The organism is Nocardia tengchongensis, assembly GCF_054781395.1.
Genome location: NZ_BAAGUM010000005.1, coordinates 133,000 through 154,937 on the forward strand (window position 1 = coordinate 133,000; position 21,938 = coordinate 154,937).

A 21,938-nucleotide genomic window follows, 5' to 3' on the forward strand; every position below is an offset into this window, starting at 1 on the left:
CCGCGGAGAGCGGTCCCCTCGGGACCGTGTCGGCGCCACCGGAATTCACCTCCCGGCGGCGCTTCGGTAGCCATCGTGAATGGCTATGGCGCAGATCACATCATGCAACGCCGTGTCGCTACCGTCGATAGTCCTTCCAGTTCGAGCCGTCGGACCAGCCGTGCGCGGCTATGCTGTGCCGGTTCGCCCGGCTGCGCAGGCGCTGCCGGCCCGGACTGTCGAAGACCTTCGACGTGTGTGGATTGCTGTATCTGTGAGGTGAACAACTCGGATGGAAACTGCCCGCAGAACAGCTCGTGGTAACCGACGCCGCCGCTCCGGCAGCCCTTTCCTGGGGCAATTGCTCACCGCCGCGGTCGAATCCGGTGGCGACGCCGTCGCCGTCAGCTACAACCCCACCGGCGATCCAGCGGACCTGGTCGAGCTCACCTACCGGGAGCTCGACGAGCAGTCCTCCCAGGTCGCCCGCGAACTGATCGCCCTGGGCGTCGGCCCCGGCGACGTGGTCGCCATGGCCATCGCGCGCTCGGTCGAATCGGTGCTGGCCATGTGGGCCATCGTCAAAACCGGCGCGGCCTACCTGCCGGTGGACCCGAAGTACCCGGCCGACCGGATCGAGCACATGCTCACCGACTCCGGCGCGAAATTCGGTGTCACCGTGGCCGCCCATCGCCGCGGACTCGGCACCCACGCCTACTGGGTCGAACTCGACGACCCGGCCCGCGCCGAACGCATCGCCGCCCGGCCCGCGCACCCGATCTCCTACGCCGACCGCACCCGGCCACTGACCGAACAGCACCTCGCCTACGTCATCTACACCTCCGGATCCACCGGAAAACCCAAGGGCGTGGCCATCGACCACGCCGGCCTGGCGGTGCTGGCCGGCCGCCGGGAACAGCGTGGGATCACCGAGGATTCCCGCCTCACCCATCTGATCACCCCGAGCTTCGACTTCTCCATCGTCGAACTGCTGTGGGCGTTCTCCGCGGGCGCGACCCTGGTGGTGGTGCCGCCGCAGGTCATCGGTGGTCCCGAACTGACAGACCTGCTGCGCCGCGAACGAGTCACCCACCTGTGCATCACCCCGGCCGTGCTGGAATCGCTGGATCCGGCGGGGACACCGGAACTTCGGGCGGTCATGTGCGGCGGTGAACGCGTGCCCTCGGCCCTGGTGGACCGCTGGGTCACCGCCGAGCGCGAGTTCTTCATCGAATACGGGCCCAGCGAGGTCACCGCCATCGCCACCAGCACCGACGCGCTCGCGCCCGGCGGCGGCACCCACATCGGATCGCTGCTCCCCGGCATCGGCGCCTACGTGCTGGACGCCGGACTCCGGCCGGTCCCGCCCGGCGTGGTCGGCGAGCTGTACCTGGCGGGTCAAGCCCTGGCCATGGGCTATCTGAACCGGCCCACCCAGACCGCGGAACGCTTCATCGCGAGCCCCTACGGCGAGCCCGGCCAACGCCTCTACCGCACCGGCGATCTGGTGAAACGCCTGGAGAACGGGAACTTCGAACACCACGGCCGCACCGACTTCCAGGTCAAGATCCGCGGCCTGCGCATCGAACTCGGCGAGATCGACAGCGCGGTGACCGCTCACCCGGACGTGGACTTCGCCGTCACCCTCGGCGCCACCCTGCCGACCGGAGCGGCCGCGCTGGTCACCTATGTACTGCCGGCCCCCGGCCGGACCGTGGACGTCGCGGCGCTGGCCGCCTTCGCGGGAGAATCACTGCCCGCCTACATGGTTCCCGCCGCCATCATGCCGCTGGACGAGATCCCGCTGACCCCGGTCGGCAAGGTCGATCGCGCCCGCCTGCCGGAACCGGTGTTCGCCGTCCGCGAATTCCGGACCCCGGCCACCCCCGCCGAACGCGCCATCGCCGAGGTCTACTCCGGACTGCTCACCCCGCCCGGCGCGGAACCGCTGCGCGTCGGCTCCGACGACGACTTCTTCGAACTCGGCGGCAATTCGCTGCTCGCCGCGCAGGCCGCCGCCCGGATCGGGACCGCGCTGGACCGGCGCGTGCCGGTCCGGGTGCTCTTCGACGCCTCCAGCGTGTCCGGGCTGGCCCGGCTGCTGGAGGACGGGCTCGAAAGCGCCGCGCCCGCGCTGGTTCCCGGCCCGCGACCGGATCGGGTGCCGCTGTCCTACGCGCAGCAGCGCATGTGGTTCCTCAACCGGTTCGACGCCACGAGCGCGGTCGACAACGTCCCGCTCGCGGTGCGGCTCTCCGGCCGCCTGGACCTCGACGCCATCCGCGCCGCGGCCCGGGACCTGGTGGAACGGCACGAAGTGCTGCGCACCATCTACCCCGAGGTGGACGGCGAGGGCTACCAGCAGGTGCTGCCGCTCACCGATGCTCGCGCGGTCCCCGAACTCGCGGTCGACGACATCGACGCGAGCAGCCTGACCGCGCGGGTCATGGCACTCGGCGGCGCCGGCTTCGACGTCACCGCGCAACCGCCGATCCGGCTGCGCGTGCTGCGCCTCGGACCCGCCGAACACGTGCTGGTCTGCGTGGTGCACCACATCGCCGCCGACGGCTTCTCGATGGGCCCGCTGATCCGGGACCTGGTGACCGCGTACGTGTCCCGCAGCGCCGGCGCCGTGCCGCAGTGGCAGCCGCTGCCCGTCCAGTACGCCGACTACACGCTCTGGCAGCGCGCGGTCCTGGGTGCGGAGGACGACGAGAACTCCGCACAGGCCGCGCAGATCGCGTACTGGCGTGACGCTTTGGCCGAGCTCCCCGACGAACTGGTGCTGCCCTCGGATCGGCCGCGGCCGCCGGTCGCGTCCTACCGCGGCGGCACCTTCCGATTCGAGCTGGCCGACGACGTGTACGCGGGCGTCCGGCGGCTCGCGCGCGCCGGCGGCGGCACCACCTTCATGGTCGTGCACGCGGCCCTGGCGGTATTGCTGGCCCGGCTGTCGGGCACCCGCGACATCGCCGTCGGCACCCCGGTCGCGGGCCGCGGCGACGCCGCGCTCGACGATCTGATCGGCATGTTCGTCAACACCCTGGTGCTGCGCACCGACGTCGACCCGGCGCTCGGCTTCGCCGAATTGCTGGGCCGGGTCCGCGAATCCGACGTGCGCGCCTTCGGCCACGCCGACGTGCCCTTCGAACGCCTGGTGGACCTGCTCGCGCCGGCCCGCTCACAGGCCCGCAATCCGCTGTTCCAGGTCATGCTGTCGTTCCAGAACCTGCCGCCCACCGATCTGCGGCTGCCCGGCCTCACCGTGTCCGGGGCCGACCTCGAGGTGCCGTTCGCCAAATTCGATCTGCAGCTCACTGTGCAGGAACGCGTCGACGAGCGCGGCGACGGCACCGGCATGGCGGCCGAATTCTCCTATGCGCTGGACCTTTTCGACGAAGCCACCATCGCCTCCTTCGCGCGCCGGTTCGCCTCGGTGCTCGAACAGGTCGGGGCGGACCCGAGCGCCGCGGTCGGTGACCTGGCCCTGCTGTCCGCCGACGAACAGCGGCGCGTCCTCACCGACTGGAATGCCACCGACTTCGACGTGGACGCCACCGTGGGACTGCCGCGCGGCACCGCGCCGACCCTGGTCTCGCTGTTCGAGGCGCAGGTCGCGAGCAGCCCCGATGCCGTGGCCCTGGTCTTCGAAGGCGAGCGCCTCACCTATCGCGAACTCGCGCAGCGCGCGCGCCGGCTGGCCCGCCAGCTCGTCGCCGACTACGGCATCGGACCGGAAACGCTTGTCGCCCTGTCCATCCGGCGCTCCACCGAACTCGTGGTGGCCATGTACGCCATCGTCGAGGCGGGTGCGGCGTACGTGCCGCTGGACCCGGAACAGCCGTTCGACCGCACCGCGCACATTCTCGACACCGCCCGCCCGCGCCTGGTGCTCACCACCCGGGCCGACGGCTTCGGCGGCGGCACCGGCATTCCCGCCGTCCTGGTCGAAGAGGCCGAGCAACGCGCGCGGACCCGCTCGGCCGACCCCATCGCCGAGTTCGAACGGGCGCGGCCGCTGCGGCCCGCGCATCCCGCCTACGTCATCTTCACCTCCGGCTCGACCGGACGGCCGAAGGGCGTCGCGGTGAGCCACCACGCCATCGTCAACCGCCTGGTCTGGATGCAGGCGCAGTACCGGATCGGCTATGCCGACGTGGTGCTGCAGAAGACCCCGGCCACCTTCGACGTGTCGGTGTGGGAGTTCTTCTGGCCCTTGCAGACCGGCGCGCGCCTGGTGGTCGCCAAACCGGACGGGCATCGAGACCCGGTGTACCTGGCCGAGGTGATCGCCGAACACGGCGTCACCACAGCGCATTTCGTGCCCTCGATGCTGTCGATGTTCCTGTCCACGCTCGGCGCCGAAGGCACCTTCGACGGCACGACGCTGCGCCAGGTGTTCGCCTCCGGCGAGGCGCTACCCGCCCCCACCGCGCAGCGACTACGCGAGCTGACCGGCGCCCGGCTGCACAACCTGTACGGTCCCACCGAAGCCGCCGTCGACGTCAGCTACCACGAGGTTACCGACGTCGACACGGTCTCGGTACCGATCGGTCGTCCCGTCTTCAATACCCGCCTGTACGTGCTGGATTCGCGACTCCGGCCGGTCGCGCCCGGCGTCGCCGGTGAGCTGTACCTGGCCGGTGATCAGCTGGCCATCGGCTATGTGGCCCGTCCGGATCTCACCGCCGACCGCTTCGTCGCCGACCCGTTCGGTCACGGCGAACGCATGTACCGCACCGGCGACCTGGTGAAGTGGACCGCTGACGGGGAGGTCGAATACCTGGGCCGCACCGACTTCCAGGTGAAGCTGCGCGGATTGCGCATCGAGCTCGGTGAGATCGAGGCCGCGCTACTGGCCCAGCCGGGTGTCGCGCAGTCGGTCGTGGTGGTGCGATCCGATGCGAACCTCGGCGATCAGCTGATCGGCTACGTGGTCCGGGAACCCGGCGTCACCGTCGATCCCGGCGAGGTGAGATCGGCTGTCGCACAGCTGCTTCCGGCCTACATGGTGCCGACCGCCGTCGCGGTGATGGAGTCCTTCCCGCTCAACGCCTCCGGCAAACTCGATCGCCGGGCACTGCCCGCGCCGCAGGTGCAGGCCCGGCGTTTCCGCACCCCCTCGACCCCGATCGAGGAGATCGTGGCGGGCGTCTTCGCCGACCTGCTCGGCGTCGACGGCGTCGGCGCGGACGACGACTTCTTCGAACTGGGCGGCAATTCGCTGATCGCCACCCGGGCCGTCTCCCGGATCAACGAGGCCCTCGGCGCCGCCGTCTCGGTGCGCGAACTCTTCGAGACCGCAACGGTTTCCGGCCTGGCCGCCCGCATCGTGCCGGGCGCGGCGGCGGGCACCCGACCGGCGCTGGTGGCGGGGGAGCGGCCCGCGCGGGTGCCGCTGTCGCTGGCGCAGCAGCGCATGTGGGTGCTCAACCAGCTGGACCCGGAGTCCGCGGCCTACAACATCCCCATGGTCATCCGCCTCACCGGCGCACTCGACGTCCCGGCGCTGATCCTCGCCGCCGAGGACGTGCTGACCCGGCACGAGATCCTGCGCACCCGCTACCCGGAATCCGAGCCGGGCGGCGCCCCGTTCCAGGAGGTGCTCTCGGTCGCCGACGCGCTGCCCGGCGGCCTCGCGCTGACGCCCGCCCGCGACATCGGTGCGCGCGTGCGCGAGCTGGTCGCCACCGGATTCGATGTGGCGCACGAAGTTCCGGTGCGCCTGAGCCTGCTCGTCGGCGACGCGCCCGACGACTACCTGCTGATCCTGGTGGCCCATCACATCGCCGCCGACGGCGCGTCCTTCGCGCCGCTGGCCCGCGACCTGATGACCGCCTACGTGTCGCGGGCCCAGGGCGAGACGCCCGGCTGGGCGCCGCTGCCCGTGCAGTACGCCGACTTCGCGCTCTGGCAGCGCGCCATGATCGGCTCGGACACCGACGAGAACTCCATCGCCGCAGCGCAATTGGCGTACTGGCGGAACCAGCTGGCCGAGCTGCCGACCCGGCAGCCGCTGGCGCTGGACCGCCCGCGCCCGGCCGCGCCGTCCATGGCGGCCGCGCTGGTCGACTACGTGGTGCCCGCCGAGATCCACGCCGAACTGAATCGCATCGCGCGGCGCCACAACGCCTCGCTGTTCATGGTGATGCACGCGGCCCTCGCGGTGCTGCTGGCCCGCGTGTCGGGGAACTCCGACATCGTGGTCGGCACCGCGGTGGCGGGTCGCGGCGAGCGGGCGCTGGACGGCCTGGTCGGCATGTTCGTCAATACCCTCACCCTGCGCACCGCCGTGGATCCCGCCGCCTCCTTCGATGACCTGGTGGCCGCCGCCCGCGAAACCGACCTGTCCGCCTTCGCGCACGCCGACCTGCCCTTCGAACGGGTGGTGGAAGCGGTCGCGCCCGGCGCGGGCCCGCTGCTGCAGGTGGTGCTGGCGCTGCAGAACAACGAGGTCGCCGAACTCGCGCTCCCGGGACTGACCGTCTCCGGGGTCGACGCCGACCTGACCGCCGCCAAGTTCGATCTGCAGATCGGCGTCGAAGCGCACCCGCCCGCCGCCGACGGCACCCCCGGCGACCTGGCGGTCGTATTCTCCTACGCCACCGACCTTTTCGACGAGGCCACCATCGAGGTGCTCGGCGCCCGGCTGCTGCGCGTACTGGCCGCGGTCACCGCCGACTCGCACATGCCGGTCGGCGACATCGACCTGCTCGACGCCGCCGAACGGCCCCGCGTCCAGGCCGCGCCCGCGCCCGCACCGGTGGTCGCCACCACCGCGCACGGCGCCGCGCTGCCGCAGTCGCTCTCGCTCACCGTCGAGGACGACCCGGACGGTCCGGCCCTGGTCTGGGGCGAGGAGTCGGTCACCTACCGCGATCTCGACGCCCGCTCCTCTCGGCTGGCCCGCGTCCTCATCGGCCGCGGCTGCGGTCCCGGCACCGGCGTGGGGCTGCGGCTGGATCGCGGCGTCGACCTCGCCGTGGCCACCTGGGCCGTGCTCAAGGCGGGCGCCGCGGTGGTGCCACTGGCCTCCCTCGACCGGCTGCCCCCGGCTGGGCTGGACATGAAGGTCGGTCTCACCACCGGCACGCCGATGGCCATGTCCGGCATCGACTGGCTGGCCCTCGACGATGCGGCCGTGGTCGCCGAGATCGCCGCCGAATCCGCCCGGCCGGTCACCTACGCGCACCGCACCCGCGCGCTGCGCGGCGACGACACCGCCTTCGCCGCGCCCGGCCGGACCGCGCTCGGCTACGACGCGGTGGCGGCCCTGGTGAACCGGGTCCGTCAGGAGTCGGAGCTGACCTTCGAATCCCGGACCTTCCGGGCGGGCGCCGTCGACCATCCGTTCGCGGTGCTCGAGGTGATCGCCGCCGGTGGCGTCGGCGCGTCGATGGTGCTGGCCGCGGGCGCCGATCTGGCGGGAACGCTCGCCGACGAGTGGGTAACCCATCTGTTCGCCGAACGCGACAGCCTGGGCCGGGTCGACCCCGCCGATCTGGAGGATCTGCGGGCCGTCGTGGTAGAGGCCCTTCCGGTGCCCGCGCAGTGGTCCGGTCACACCGTTATCGCTCTTCCCGGGGCCGGTAGCGTGTGATGCGCACCGGCTGACCTCCCGGAGTGGCCGTCCCGCTCGCAGGGCTGAATACTCCTTGGTGGCCGAGTAACGAGGCCTGTGTGGATCCGATGAACTTCTTCGGTGCACACGGCGGTAGAGCAACACGGACAGGATGAGGACAAGCTGCATGATTCGGGTGGTCGGGGACCGGAAGAACGAGCTCTCGGTGGTCGTGGCATGACCCGCACCGCTCGCGTACGCCCCACCCGGACCCGCCGCGGACCGCACACCCCGACCCTGCCGCAACTCATGGCTACCGCGGTCGAGGCCAACCCGGGCGGCACCGCCATCGTCCTCGCCGACGCCGACGCCGCCCTGGGCGCGCTCGGCTACGGCGAACTCGACGAACGCTCGAACCGGCTGGCCCGGCTGCTCATCGCCCGCGGCATCGGCCCCGAGGACCTGGTCGCGGTCGGCATCCGCCGCTCGATCGAGTCCGTGGTGGCGGTCTGGGCGGTCGCCAAGACCGGCGCCGGCTTCGTCCCCGTCGACCCCAGCTACCCGGCCGACCGCGTCCTGCACATGGTCACCGACTCCGGGGCGGTGCTCGGCCTCACCGTCGCCGACACCCGGTCCGGGCTGCCCGCGGCCGTGCCGTGGCTCGACATCGACACCGACGAATTCCTCGCCGCCGCCGGCACCTACTCCGCCGAACCGGTCACCAACGCCGACCGGGTGCGCCCGCTGCGCGCCGAGCACCCCGCCTACGCCATCTACACCTCGGGTTCCACCGGTCTGCCCAAGGGCGTCGTGGTCACCCACACCGGCCTGGCCGCACTGACCGCCGAGATGCGCGAGCGGTTCGGGATCGGCCCGGAGTCGCGGGTGCTGCACGTCGCCACCCCGTCCTTCGACGCCTCGATCATGGAACTGCTGATGGCCCTGGGCGCGGCCGCCACCCTGGTGGTCACCGTGCCCGACGTGTACGGCGGTCCGGAACTGGGCGCGCTGATCGCGCGCGAGGGCGTCACGCACGGACTGATCACGCCGTCGGTGCTGGCCTCGCTGGACCCCGAGCAGCTGGCGGGCATGGAGGCCATCGTCGGTGGCGGCGAGGCGGTGTCGCCCGAACTGGTGCGCCGCTGGTCGTCGAGCCCCGCGGTGCGGCGTCGCTTCCACAACGCCTACGGCCCGACCGAGGCCACCATCGCGACCAATATCTCCGATCCGCTCGTCGCGGACCGGACGGTCACCATCGGCGCGGCCATCCGCGGCGCCACCGCGCACGTGCTGGACGAGCGGCTGCGGCCGGTTCCGGCCGGCGCCCCCGGTGAGCTCTACATCGCCGGCGCGCTGCTGGCCCGCGGGTATCACGCCCGCCCCGAACTGACCTCGTCCCGCTTCGTCGCGAACCCGTTCGAGGACAACGGCTCCCGTCTCTACCGCACCGGCGACCTGGTGCGCGCCAATGCCGCCGGTGAGCTGGAATACCTGGGCCGCAACGACTTCCAGGTCAAGATCCGCGGCCTGCGGATCGAGCTGGGCGAGATCGACGCCGTGCTGGCGGGCGACGAGTCCGTCGACTTCGCCGTCACCGTCGGCCACGAGGTGAACGGCCGCGCCACCGCACTGGTCTCGTACGTGCATGCCGCCCCGGGCTATTCGATCGACACCGCGCAGCTCGACGAGCTGGCCGAGCGGGCGCTGCCCGCGCACATGGTGCCCGCCACCATCATCGAGCTCGACGAGATCCCGCTGACCCCCGCGGGCAAGCTGGATCGCCGCGCGCTGCCCGAACCGCAGCTCGCGATCGGCGAATACCGCGCGCCGGAAACCCCCGCGCAGCAGGCCGTGGCCGAGGTCATCGCCGGGGTGCTGCACCTGGATCGGGTCGGCCTCGACGACGACTTCTTCAGTCTCGGCGTGGATTCCATCACCGCCATCCAGATCGTGTCGCGGGCCCGCGCCCGGGGCCTGGGCTTCAAGCCGCGCGAGATGTTCGCCGCCCGCACCGTGGCCGCGCTGGCCGAGGTCGCGGTGCCGGTCGAGAACGCCTCCGCCGCCGAGGAACTCGCCACCGGACCGCTGGTCGAACTGGACGCCGCCGACGAGGCTCGGCTGCGCGAGCAGTACCCGAACCTGGCCGAGGTGTGGCCGCTGACGCCGCTGCAGTCGGGCATGCTGTTCCACGCCCGGCTGGCCGAGTCCTCGGTCGACGCCTACATGGTGCAGTTCGCCCTCGACGTGGCCGGCGAGATCGACGTCGAGCGCGTGCACGCCGCCGCCCGCGCCATGCTGGAACGGCACGTGAACCTGCGGGCCGTGTTCGCCGAGGACGGCGTCGGCAATCCGCTGCAGATCATTCTCGACGATGTCGAATTGCCCTGGCAGTACCTGGATCTCAGCGACCGGGAGCCCGCCGAGGCGCTCGCCGAGACCGACCGGCTGATGGCCCTCGACGTGGCCGGCCACTTCGACATGGGCGCGCACCCGCTGCTGCGCATCACCCTGTTCCGCACCGCCGCGGACCGGTACCGGGTGTGCGTCACCAGCCACCACATCCTCATCGACGGCTGGTCCATGCCGCTGCTCGTGCAGGACATGCTGCTGCTGTACGCCGCCGACGGCGACGCCTCGCGGATTCCGGCGGTGCGCCCCTACCGCGACTACCTGGCCTGGCTGGCCGCCCGCGATCACGGGGCGGCCCGCGACGCCTGGCGCGAGACGCTGGCCGGATTCGACGAGCCGACCCCGCTGGCGGCGGTCGACCCGTCCCGCGAGATCACCTCGGGCATCGGCGAAGTCACCTTCGCGCTGTCGGAGGCCGACACCGCCACCCTGACCAAGGTCGCCCACGAGGCGGGCGTCACCCTCAACACCGTCGTGCAGGCCGCGTGGGGTCTGCTCATCGGCCGCAGCACCGACCGCGACGACGTGGTCTTCGGCGCCACCGTGTCCGGCCGGCCGCCGCAGCTGGCGGGCATCGAGACCATGATCGGCCTGTTCCTCAACGCCATTCCGGTGCGGGTGCGGCTCAATGCCGGCGACACCCTCACCCAGGTGCTGCGCGGCTTGCAGGACGAGCAGGCCGCCCTGCTCGACCACCACTATGTCGGGCTCGGCGAGATCCAGGAGATCGCCGGCGTCGACGGGCTTTTCGACTCGATCGTGGTGTTCGCGTCGTTCCCGGTGGACGAGGAGTCCCTCGACGACGCCGCCGCGCCCATCGACGGCGCCGGCATTCTCGGCGCGTCCGCGGTCAACGGCACCCACTACCCGCTCACCGTCATGGTGCAGCCGCGCGGCAAGGGTCTCAGCTTCGGCGTGAAGTACCTGCGCGACCTGTTCGAACCCGCGGCCGCCCAGGCCATCGCCGACCGCCTGTCGGCGCTGCTCACCCGCATCGCCGCCGACCCGCGCGCCCGGGTGTCGCAGATCGACGCCCTGCTCGACGGTGAACGCCGCGAACTGGCCGCCGTCAACGCCACCGAAGTGCCCGCGCTGCTGGACGATTCGACACTGCTCACGCTGTTCGACGCCCAGGTGGCGAAGACCCCGGACGCCCCGGCCGTCATCTACGACCGCACCACCCTGACCTACGCCGAGCTGGACGCCCGCTCGCGCCGCCTGGCGCAGGAACTCACCCTGCGCGGCGTGCGCGCGGAATCCCGGGTGGCCGTGGCCATGCGGCGCAGCCTCGACCTGGTCGTGGCCGTCTACGCGGTGCTGCGGTCCGGCGGCGCGTACGTGCCGGTGGATCCCGATCATCCGGCCGAGCGCAACGAATACGTGCTGGCCGGTTCCGCGCCGGTGTGCGTGCTGACCCGCGCCGCCGACGACTTCGAAACCGCCTCGGGCGTACCGCTGTTCTTCGTGGACGCGCTCGCGGGCGCGGACCAGTTCGTCGAGGTGGCCCCCGCGCCGGTGCGCGCGGACAACGCCGCCTACGTCATCTACACCTCCGGCTCCACCGGCCGCCCCAAGGGCGTGATGATCACGCACCGGCAGATGGCCAACCAGTTCCGCTGGGCCCAGCGCACCTACCCGCATCGCCCCGGCGACGTGGTGCTGCACAAGACGCCGATCACCTTCGACATCTCCACCTGGGAGCTGTTCTGGCCCCTGCAGACCGGTGCGGCCGTCGTGGTGGCCGAACCGGACGGGCACCGCGACCCGGCCTATATCGCGCGCACGATCGACGAATACGCCGTCACCTCGGTGCATTTCGTGCCGTCCATGCTCGACGCCTACCTCGACGCGGCCGACCGGCGGCATCCCTCGCTGCGCTGGGTGTTCGCCGCCGGTGAGGCGCTCACCGCGGAGAGCGCCGCGACCTTCGCCGCCGCGCTGCCGGATACGCAGCTGGTGAACTGGTACGGCCCGGCCGAGGCCACCGTGGTCACCGCGCACCCGGGCGAGCACGCCCACGGCGTCGCGGTGCCGATCGGCGGCCCCGTCGCCAACACCCGCGTGCTGGTGCTGGACCGGCAGCTGCGGCCGGTGCCGTTCGGCGCGGCCGGTGAACTCTATGTGGCCGGTGTGCAATTGGCGCGCGGCTACCTCGGCGCGCCCGCGCTGACCGCCGAGCGTTTCGTCGCGCACCAGGACGGGCAGCGGCTCTACCGCACCGGCGACGTGGTCCGCTGGGTCTCCTCCGGCGCCGGCCACGCCCTGGAATACCTGGGCCGCAGCGACTTCCAGATCAAGCTGCGCGGACAGCGCATCGAACTCGGCGAGATCGAGACCGTGCTGCTCGGCCACCCGGCCGTGCACCGCGCCGCCGTCTCGCTGGTCCGCGCCGAGACCGGCGACCGGCTGGTCGCCTACATCGTCCCTGAGGGCGACGCCCAGGTCACCGACGCCGAACTGCTCGCGCACACCCGCGAATCCGTGCCGTCCTACATGGTGCCCTCCGCCGTGGTGCGGCTCGAGGCCATGCCGCTCAACGCCTCCGGGAAGCTGGACCGCAAGGCGCTGCCGGCGCCGGAGCTCCAGGCCCGCGAGTACCGCGAGCCCGCCACCGACGCCGAGCGCACCGTGGCCGAGATCTTCGCGACCGTGCTGCGCGCCGAGCGTGTCGGCGCCGACGACGACTTCTTCGAACTGGGCGGCAACTCGCTCAACGCCACCCAGGTGGTGGCCCGTCTGGGCACCGCCATCGGCGCCCGGGTGCCGGTGCGCGCCCTGTTCGAGCACCCGACCGTCGCCGAGCTCGCGAATTCGCTGGCCGCCCTGGCCGATTCGGCCGTCGAGGTGGCGCCGCTGCGCCCGATGCCGCGGCCGGAGCTGATCCCGCTGTCCTACGCGCAACAGCGCATGTGGTTCCTGAACCGGCTCGACACCGAGGCCGCCACCTACAACCTGCCGACGGCGCTGCGCGTCACCGGACCGCTGGACGTGCCCGCGCTGCGCGACGCCGTGGCCGACCTGGTGGCCCGGCACGAGGTGCTGCGCACCTACTACCCCGAGCACGAGGGCGTCGGCCACCAGGTGATCCTGCCCGTCGACGCGCCCGCCGCCATGCCGTCGCTGCCGGTCGCGCAGGTCACCGAAGCCGAAGTGGCGCAGGTGGTCTCGGAGGCGGCGTTCGCGCCGTTCGACGTGACCCTCGCCCCGCCGGTGCGGCTGCGCCTGCTGCGCCTGGCCGACAACGATCACGTGCTGGTGTGCGTGGTCCACCACATCGCCGGTGACGGTTTCTCCGGCGGCCCGCTCACCCGCGATCTCATGACCGCCTACTTCGGCCGCATGCAGGGGCAGGAGCCCGACTGGTCGCCGCTGCCCGTGCAGTACGCGGACTACGCGCTGTGGCAGCGCGAGAGCCTCGGCGACGAACACGATCCCGCCTCGCCGCTGGCCCGCCAGTTCGACTACTGGCGCACCGCCCTGGCCGGACTGCCCGACCAGCTGGAACTGCCCACCGACCACCCCCGGCCGGGCGTGGCCTCCGGTCGCGGCGCCGTGCACGTCTTCGATATCGACCCGCACGTGCACGCCGCCCTGAACCGGGTTGCACAGCAGCACAACACGACCCTGTTCATGGTGCTGCACGCCGCCTTCGCGGTGCTGCTGGCGCGAGTGTCGGGCACCCGCGACATCGCCATCGGCGCGCCCATCGCGGGCCGCGGCGAGGCCGCCCTGGACGAGCTGATCGGCATGTTCGTCAACACCCTGGTGCTGCGCACCGAGGTCGACCCGAACGCCGGTTTCGCCGAACTGCTGACCGCGGTCCGCCGCACCGACCTGGCCGCCTTCGAGCACGCCGACGCCCCGTTCGAACGCATTGTGGAACTGCTGGATCCGCCGCGCTCGCAGGCCCGGCACCCGCTGTTCCAGGTGTCGATGACGCTGCAGAACATGACTCCGGCGGTGTTCGAGCTGCCCGGCGTCACCGTCTCCGACGTCGACCTGACCGTGCCGGTCGCCAAGTTCGACCTGGACCTGACCCTGGTCGAGCGCACCTCCGCCGACGGTGTGGCCCAGGGCATCTCGGCCGCCTTCACCTACGCGACCGACCTGTTCGACGCCGACACCATGGACCGGCTGGCCGAGCGCCTGCGCCGCACCCTGGTCTCGGCCGCCACCCACCCCGAACGCGCCGTCGGCGACTTCGACCTGCTGGCCGTGGACGAACGCCAGCGGGTGCTGTCGGACTGGAACGCCACCACCGTCGACCTCACGGCCGGGCCGTACCCGTCGAGCGCCACCCTGCCGTCGCTGTTCGAGTCCCAGGTGCTGCGCACCCCCGAGGCCATCGCGGTGGCCAGCGGCGGCGAGCGGGTCACCTACGCCGAGTTCGCGGCGCGCGTGCACCGCCTGGCGCGCCGGCTGATCGCCGAGGGCGTCGGACCGGAATCGCTGGTGGCCCTGCACATCCGGCGGTCGCTGGACCTGGTCACCGCCGCCTACGCGGTGCTGGCCGCGGGCGGCGCCTACGTGCCGCTCGATCCCGACCAGCCCGCCGAGCGCGTCGCCCACGTGCTCGACACCGCCGACCCGGTGTGCGTGCTCACCACCTCGCGCGACAGCTTCGACGCCGGCGAGCGCCGCGTGATCGAGGTCGACACCGCCGTCCTGGCGGGCTACTCGGAATACCCGATCACCGACGGCGAACGCCGGGCGCCGCTGCGTCCCGCGCACACCGCCTACGTCATCTTCACCTCCGGCTCCACCGGCCGTCCCAAGGGCGTCGCGGTGCCGCACGCCGCCGCGGTGAACCAGATCCGCTGGATCACCGGCGAATACGGGCTGGGCCGCGACGACGTGGTGCTGTTCAAGACCCCCGCCACCTTCGACGTCTCGGTGTGGGAACTGTTCGGCCCCTTGACCACCGGCGGCCGCATGGTCGTCGCCACCCCCGACGGCCACCGCGACCCGCAGTACCTGGCCGACGTCATCGCCGCGCACGGCGTCACCATCACCTCCTTCGTGCCGTCCATGCTGCGCGTGTTCGCCGGCAGCGCCGACCCGGAGCGGCTCAGCTCGCTGCGGGCGCTGCTGGTGGCCGGTGAGGCCTTCACCTCCGACGCCGTCGACGCCTTCCGCGCGATCAGCCCGGCGGCCCTGCACAACCTGTACGGGCCCACCGAATTCACCGTGCACGCCACCGCCGCCGCGGTCGCCGACCAGGTGTCCGGGGCCGTGCCGATCGGCGGCCCGGTCTGGAACGCCCGCGCCTACGTGCTCGACGCCCGCCTGCACCCGGTCGCCCCCGGCCTGGTGGGCGAGCTGTACCTGGCGGGCGCGCAGCTCGCGCGCGGCTACGTCGGCCGCGCCGACCTGACCGCGGAACGCTTCGTGGCCAGCCCCTTCGGCCGCGGCGAACGCATGTACCGCACCGGCGACCTGGTGAAGTGGAACGCCGACGGCGAACTGGTCTACCTGGGCCGCAGCGACTTCCAGGTGAAGCTGCGCGGTCTGCGCATCGAACTCGGCGAGATCGAGGCCGCCCTCACCTCGCACGAATCCGTGGACCAGGCCGTGGTGGTGCTGCACTCGTCCGAGCACACCGGCGACCTGCTGGCCGCCTACGTGGTGCCCGCCGCGGGCGTCATCGACCAGGACGCGCTGCGCGCGCACCTGGCCGCCCGGCTGCCGTCCTACATGGTGCCCGCCGCCACCGTGGTGCTCGACGCGATGCCGGTCAACGCCAACGGCAAACTCGACCGGAGGGCCCTGCCCGCACCGGAATTCGAGGCGCGCGAGTTCCGTGCGCCGGTCTCGGCGGAAGAGGTCAGCATCGCGGCCGTCTTCGGCGAGGTGCTCGGCCTGGACCGGCCGATCGGACTCGACGACGACTTCTTCGCCCTCGGCGGCAATTCGCTGGTCGCCACCCAGGTGGTGGCCCGCGTCAACACCGCGCTCGAGGCCGGGCTGACGCTGCGTGACCTGTTCGCGGCCACCACGGTCGCCGAACTGGCGCTGCGGGTGTCGGCCTCGGGCGGCCGTCGCCGGCCGCCGCTGGTGGCGGGGCCGCGCCCCGAACTGGTGCCGCTCTCCCTGGCCCAGCAGCGGATGTGGTTCCTCAACCAGTTCGACACCGCCGCAACGGCATACAACATTCCGCTGGCCCTGCGCCTGGACGGCGAGCTGAATGTCGAGGCGCTGCGGCAGGCCGTCACGGATCTGGTCGCCCGCCACGAGACGCTGCGCACGGTGTACCCGCAGACCGGTGGCGTCGCCCACCAGGTGGTGCTGCCCGCCGAGCAGGCGGCCCCGGACCTGACCGCCGAACCCGCCGCGGCCGCCGACCTGCCCGGCCTGATCGGCGCCCTGCTGACCGCCGGATTCGACGTCACCGGCGAAATCCCGTTGCGGGTGCGGCTCTTCCGCGTCGAACCCGACGTCCACGTCATCGTGCTGGTCGCCCACCACATCAGCGCGGACGGCTGGTCCATGGGCCCGCTCGCCCGCGACCTGATGACCGCCTACATCGCGCGCACCGCCGGTGCGGCGCCCGCCTGGACGCCGCTGACCGTCCAGTACGCCGACTACAGCCTGTGGCAGCGCACCGTGCTCGGCTCGGAAACCGATGAGCAGAGCCTGATCTCGGAGCAGGCCGCCTACTGGCGCACCGCGCTGGCCGGGCTGCCCGACGAGCTCAACCTGCCCGCCGACCACCCGCGCCCGCCGGTGTCCAGCTTCCGCGGCGGCCTGGTGCCCTTCCACATCGACGCCGAACTCCAGCAGGGCCTGGCGCGCATCGCCCGCGAGCAGAACGCCACCCTGTTCATGGTCGTGCACGCCGCGCTGGCGATCTTCCTGGCGCGGCTCTCGGGCACCGACGACATCGCCATCGGCACGCCCGTCGCGGGCCGCGGCGAGGCCGCCCTCGACGACGTCATCGGCATGTTCGTCAACACCCTCGTGCTGCGCTTGAATGTTGACGGCGACCTGCGCTTCCACGAACTGCTCGCCGCCACCAAGGAACACGACCTGCAGGCCTTCGCCCACGCGGACCTGCCGTTCGAGCGGCTGGTCGAGGTCCTCAACCCGGAGCGCTCCACCGCCCGCAACCCGCTGTTCCAGGTCATGCTGGCCTTCCAGAACACCCCCGACGGCGACTTCGAACTGCCCGGACTGCGGATCTCGGCCCTGGACTCCGGCATCCAGACCTCACAGTTCGACCTGTCGCTGACCGTCAAGGACAGCGGCGACGACGGTGGCATGCACGCCGTGTTCACCTACGCCCGTGACCTTTTCGACGAGCGCACGGTGGAAGTGTTCGCGCAGCGCTTCCTGCGCCTGCTGGTCGCCATCGTGGACCAGCCGGTCTCCGCCATCGGCGATCTCCCGCTGCTCGACGGCGACGAGTACGAACTGCTCACCCACGTGCACGGCGACGACGTCATGGCCACCGCGCTGCTGCCCGAGCTGCTCACCCGCGGTGTGGCGCTGGGCCGTGACCGGGTCGCCATCCGCTACCGCGGCCACTCGATCAGCTACGGCGAACTCGACGACTACTCCACGCAGCTGGCGCGAGTGCTCATCGCGCACGGCGTCGGCCCGGAACAGGCGGTCGCCGTGGCCTTCCCGCGTTCGTTCGAGATGGTGGCCGCGGTGCTCGCGATCGCCAAGGCCGGTGGCGCGCACGTGCCCGTCGACCCGTCCTACCCGCCGGATCGGGTGCGGCACATGGTGTCCGACTCCGGGGCCGTCATCGGCATCACCGCCAAGGCCTTCGAACCGCGGCTGCCCGGCGAGGTGGAATGGCTCTGCCTCGACGACGCCGTCACCGACCGCCGGTGCGCGGCGCAGTCGCCGGAACCGGTGACCGACGCCGACCGCATCGCCCCGATCCGGATGGCCAACCCGGCCTACGTCATCTACACCTCGGGCTCCACCGGAATGCCCAAGGGCGTCACCGTGACCCACGCCGGTCTCGGCGGCCTCAGCGACTACGCGACCGGCCTCTACGGCCTCGATCCCGAGCACCGGATGCTGCACATCTGCTCACCCAGCTTCGATCCCTCGGTGCTGGAATGGATCTGCGCGTTCTCCACCGGTGCGACCCTGGTGATCGTGCCCCGGGAGATCCTCGGCGGACCCGAACTCGGCGAACTCATGCGCCGCGAGAACGTCACTCACACGATCGTCACCCCCGCCGTGCTCGGCACCGTCGACCCGGCCGGCCAGTCGCAGATGGAAGTGGTGTCGGTCGGCGGCGACGTGACGCCGCCGGAACTGGTGACCAAGTGGAAGACCGGAGATCGCGTCTACCACAACGCGTACGGGCCCACCGAGACCACGATCATCTCCACCTACGCGCAGCTGGAGCCGGGCCGCCAGATCACCATCGGCTCGCCGGTGCACGGCATGTCGGCGCTGGTCCTGGACTCGCGCCTGAACCCGGTGCCGCCGGGCGTCGCGGGTGAGCTGTACCTCAGCGGCGGCGCGCTGGCGCGCGGGTACCGCAACCGGGCCGCGCTGTCCGCCGAACGGTTCGTCGCGAACCCGTGGGGCGAACCCGGTGCGCGCATGTACCGCACCGGCGACGTGGTCCGCTGGTACGCCGAACCCGACCTGCGCGACGGCAATCTCGCGAGCCCGCAGACCAAGTGGGAACTCGACTACGTCGGCCGTTCCGACTTCCAGGTCAAGGTGCGCGGCTTCCGCATCGAACTCGGCGAGATCGACGCCGTGCTCGCCACCCACCCCGGCGTCGACTTCGCCGTCACCGTCGGCCGCAAGAACCACGCGGGCGTCACGGTCCTGGTCTCCTATGTGCTGGCCGCACCCGGCCACTCGCCCGACCCGGATCTGCTCACCGAGCACGCGGCCCGCACCCTGCCCCCGCACATGGTGCCCGCCGCCATCGTGGTCCTCGACGAACTGCCGCTCACCCCGGTCGGCAAGCTGGACCGCAAGGCCCTGCCGGAACCCGAACTGCGGCAAGGCGAATACCGCGCCCCGAGCAACCCGCTCGAGGCGACGGTGGCCACGGCCTTCGCCGAGGCGATCGGGCTCGAACGGGTCGGCGTCGACGACGACTTCTTCACCATCGGCGGCAACTCGCTGCTGGCCACCGGCATCGTCGCCAAGCTGCGCGAACTGACCGGGGCCCAGGTGCTGGTCTCCTGGTTCTTCACCGAACCCACGGTCGCCGGGCTCAGCGCCCGCATCACCGCGGCGCTCGAGGACGAACACGACTACGACGCCGCGGCCGACTCGGCGCTCGGCGTGCTGCTGCCCATCCGGGCCACCGGCACCCGCACCCCGCTGTTCTGCGCGCCGCCCATGGTCGGCATGGCCTGGCCCTACGCCGGACTGTCCCGATTCCTGCCCGACGACCAGCCCATCTACGGCCTGCAGTCACCGGCCCTCACCGAGGACGACTACCGGCCCGCCTCGCTGAGCGAAGTCGCTCAGCGCTACATCGAGGCCATGCGCGAGGTCCAGCCCGAGGGCCCGTACCGGGTGCTCGGCTACTCCCTCGGCGGCGTGCTCGCGCACGCCATCGCCACCGAACTGCGGGCCGCCGGACAGCAAGTCGACCTGGTGGCCGTCCTCGACGCCTACCCCGGCGCCGAATTCGACAGCTTCCGTGACGATCTGCGCGCGCAGTTCGCCGAATTCGGCGTCGGCGAGGACGCGCTGCCCGCCGGCGACCTGCAGGACCTCAGCGACGAGGCGCTGCACGCGCTGCACGCCGCCATCCCCGCCGAACTGGCCGTGCTCACCGTCGACCGGCTGCGCCGCATGTACCGCGGCGCGGTCCGCACCGTGGAACTCGGTGCGAGCTACCGGCATTCGGTGCTCGACGCCCGCATGGACCTGTTCGCCGCCGAATTCGGCCGCGAGGACGGCGAACCGCACAGCTCCGAGGACTGGCGGCCCTACGTCACCGGACGCATCGCCGAACACGCGGTGCCGGTCCGCCACCAGCTCATGTGCACCCCGGAAGCGTTCGCCGTCATCGGCCCGCGCCTGGCCGAACTGATCGAGCAGGCCGACCGAGGTGAACCGGCGGACGACGCCGCCGCGCACCGCGCCGAACCGGTGGCCGGCCGTGAGTCCCTGGACAGCGGTGCGGCTCTGGTCAGTTCGGAGCCGGTGGCCCGCCCCGAACCGGTGGACCGTGCCGAACCGTTCGACAGCGGCGACGACTGGGCCATCACCCAGGTGCTGCCGATCATCCGGCCCGAGGACCTCGCGCCGCCGGTCAAGCTGCACGATCCGGTGGCGCCCGCGAGTCAGGCAGCGCCGGAGCGCGACGCCGCATCCGAGCCCGACGTGGCCTTCCGTCTCGGCGGGGACACCGAGTCCGCCTCGGCGCGCGACGATGCGCCGGTGGCGGCCGAAATGAACTCTGCCGCAACGCAGGACGCCAACGCGCCGGATCAGCCTGTGGTCGAACCGGATTCGAGCATCGGTACGCCCGCCGCCCCGGCGGGGGAGTCGGCTATCCCGGCCGGGACCCCGGTCACCAGGCCCAGCGGCCCCGCGCTCAGCGCGGTGGGCGACGTGTCGCCGCTGCCGGCCGGAGCCATCGGCCTGCTCGAGGTGGAGCCGTCCGGTATCTGGGTCCGGGCCATCACCCTCGACATCGCCGCCGGCACCTCCGGCACCCGGGTCCGCCGTTCGGTCGCGGGCCTGCTGGACCGGCATCCGGGCCTGTGGGCGCGCATGCGCCGCGACGGCGACACGGTGGCGCTGGACATTCCGCCGGTGCAGCCGCGCGGCGCCGCCGTGGTGTGGCAGATCGACCCGAACGTGGAGGCGGTCGGCGACCCGATCGAGGCCGTGATCCACGCCGCCGCAGCCGAATTGGACCCCGAACGCGGCTACAACATGCGGTTCGTGCTGGTCGAGGGCGCGGCCCCGGCCGGTGACCCGCAGGACCGGCCCACCGCCGTGCTGGTGGTGGTCGCCAACGGCCTGGTCGTGGACGACGCGTCGTGGCGCACCGTCATCGAGGACCTCACCGCGTCCTGGTCCGGCGGTCACGCGACCCCGCCCAGCGCGGACGCGCACCCGCACGGCATCGCTCGCGCGCTCGCCGAGCGGGCCGTGGACCCGGTCACCGTCGACGAACTGGACTGGTGGCGTGAGGCGCTCGCGAATGTGTCCGAGGGCGTGTCCCCGGACCTGGTGCTCGGCGAGGCCGACTCCGGCAGCCGCGGCCGGGTCTCGGTCGCCATCACCGGTGACGGCGCGGCGGCCGTCGACGCCGTCGCCCGCCGCTACGGCGCCAGCATCGACGACGTGCTGCTGACCGCGCTGGCCGCCACCCTGCTCGACCCGGAGTCCGAAACACTGCGCGACACACTGGGTTCGGTGGTGCGGTTGATCGCCGACGGCCGCATCCCCGCCGGTGGCGACGGGGTGCGCACGGTCGGCGCGTTCAGCACCAACTATCCGTTCCCGCTGCGCCTCGAGGGTCTCGACCTCGCCGAGGTGCGGTCGGGCGGACCGAATGCGGGTTCGATCATCGAGCAGATCCGTGACCTCTCGCGCGAGGTGCCTTCGCGGGGTGTCGGTTTCGGGCTGCTGCGGTACCTGAACCCGGAGACGGTCGCGGAGATCGCGGTGCTCCCGTTGGGCCGCATCGGCTTCCGCTACCGCGACCTGCGGCCCGCCGAGGTCTACCCGGAACCGGTCGCCGCCGACCTGTACCTCGACGTCACCGTCGACACCAGCCAGGACGGACTGGTGGCCCGCTTCGATTTCGTCGGCGCGGTGCTGACCCTCGACCAGGTCAAACAGCTCGTCGAGGGCTGGGTGCAGGCGCTGGCGGGACTCGCCGAGCACGGGCGCTGAACGGGACACAGCAGGGAAACGAATGGGTGACGCGCGGCGGGCCGATGGGTACCGTCGCGCGACCCGCCCGTAACATTGCGGCTGTTGCGGCGATGGGATAAGCCGTATGGTCTGTCGGGGGTCGAGACAACCGGAATCC

1 protein-coding gene and 1 pseudogene are annotated in these 21,938 nt (G+C 72.1%); both read left to right on the plus strand.

The features are described from left to right. Positions 1 to 271: 271 nt before the first annotated feature. Positions 272 to 7,579: an amino acid adenylation domain-containing protein gene (locus ACYVKL_RS09390; RefSeq protein WP_379168397.1), complete on the plus strand. Its 7,308-nt coding sequence runs from the start codon at positions 272 to 274 to the stop codon at positions 7,577 to 7,579. Positions 7,580 to 7,777: 198 nt separating this feature from the next. Next, positions 7,778 to 21,799: pseudogene (locus tag ACYVKL_RS09395) on the plus strand (amino acid adenylation domain-containing protein); the annotation flags it as partial. Between the last annotated feature and the right edge of the window lie 139 nt (positions 21,800 to 21,938).

Bases quoted from the DNA above. Each gene is read 5' to 3' on its own strand.
- ACYVKL_RS09390 (WP_379168397.1), top strand. From the start codon at position 272: ATGGAAACTGCCCGCAGAACAGCTCGTGGTAACCGACGCCGCCGCTCC.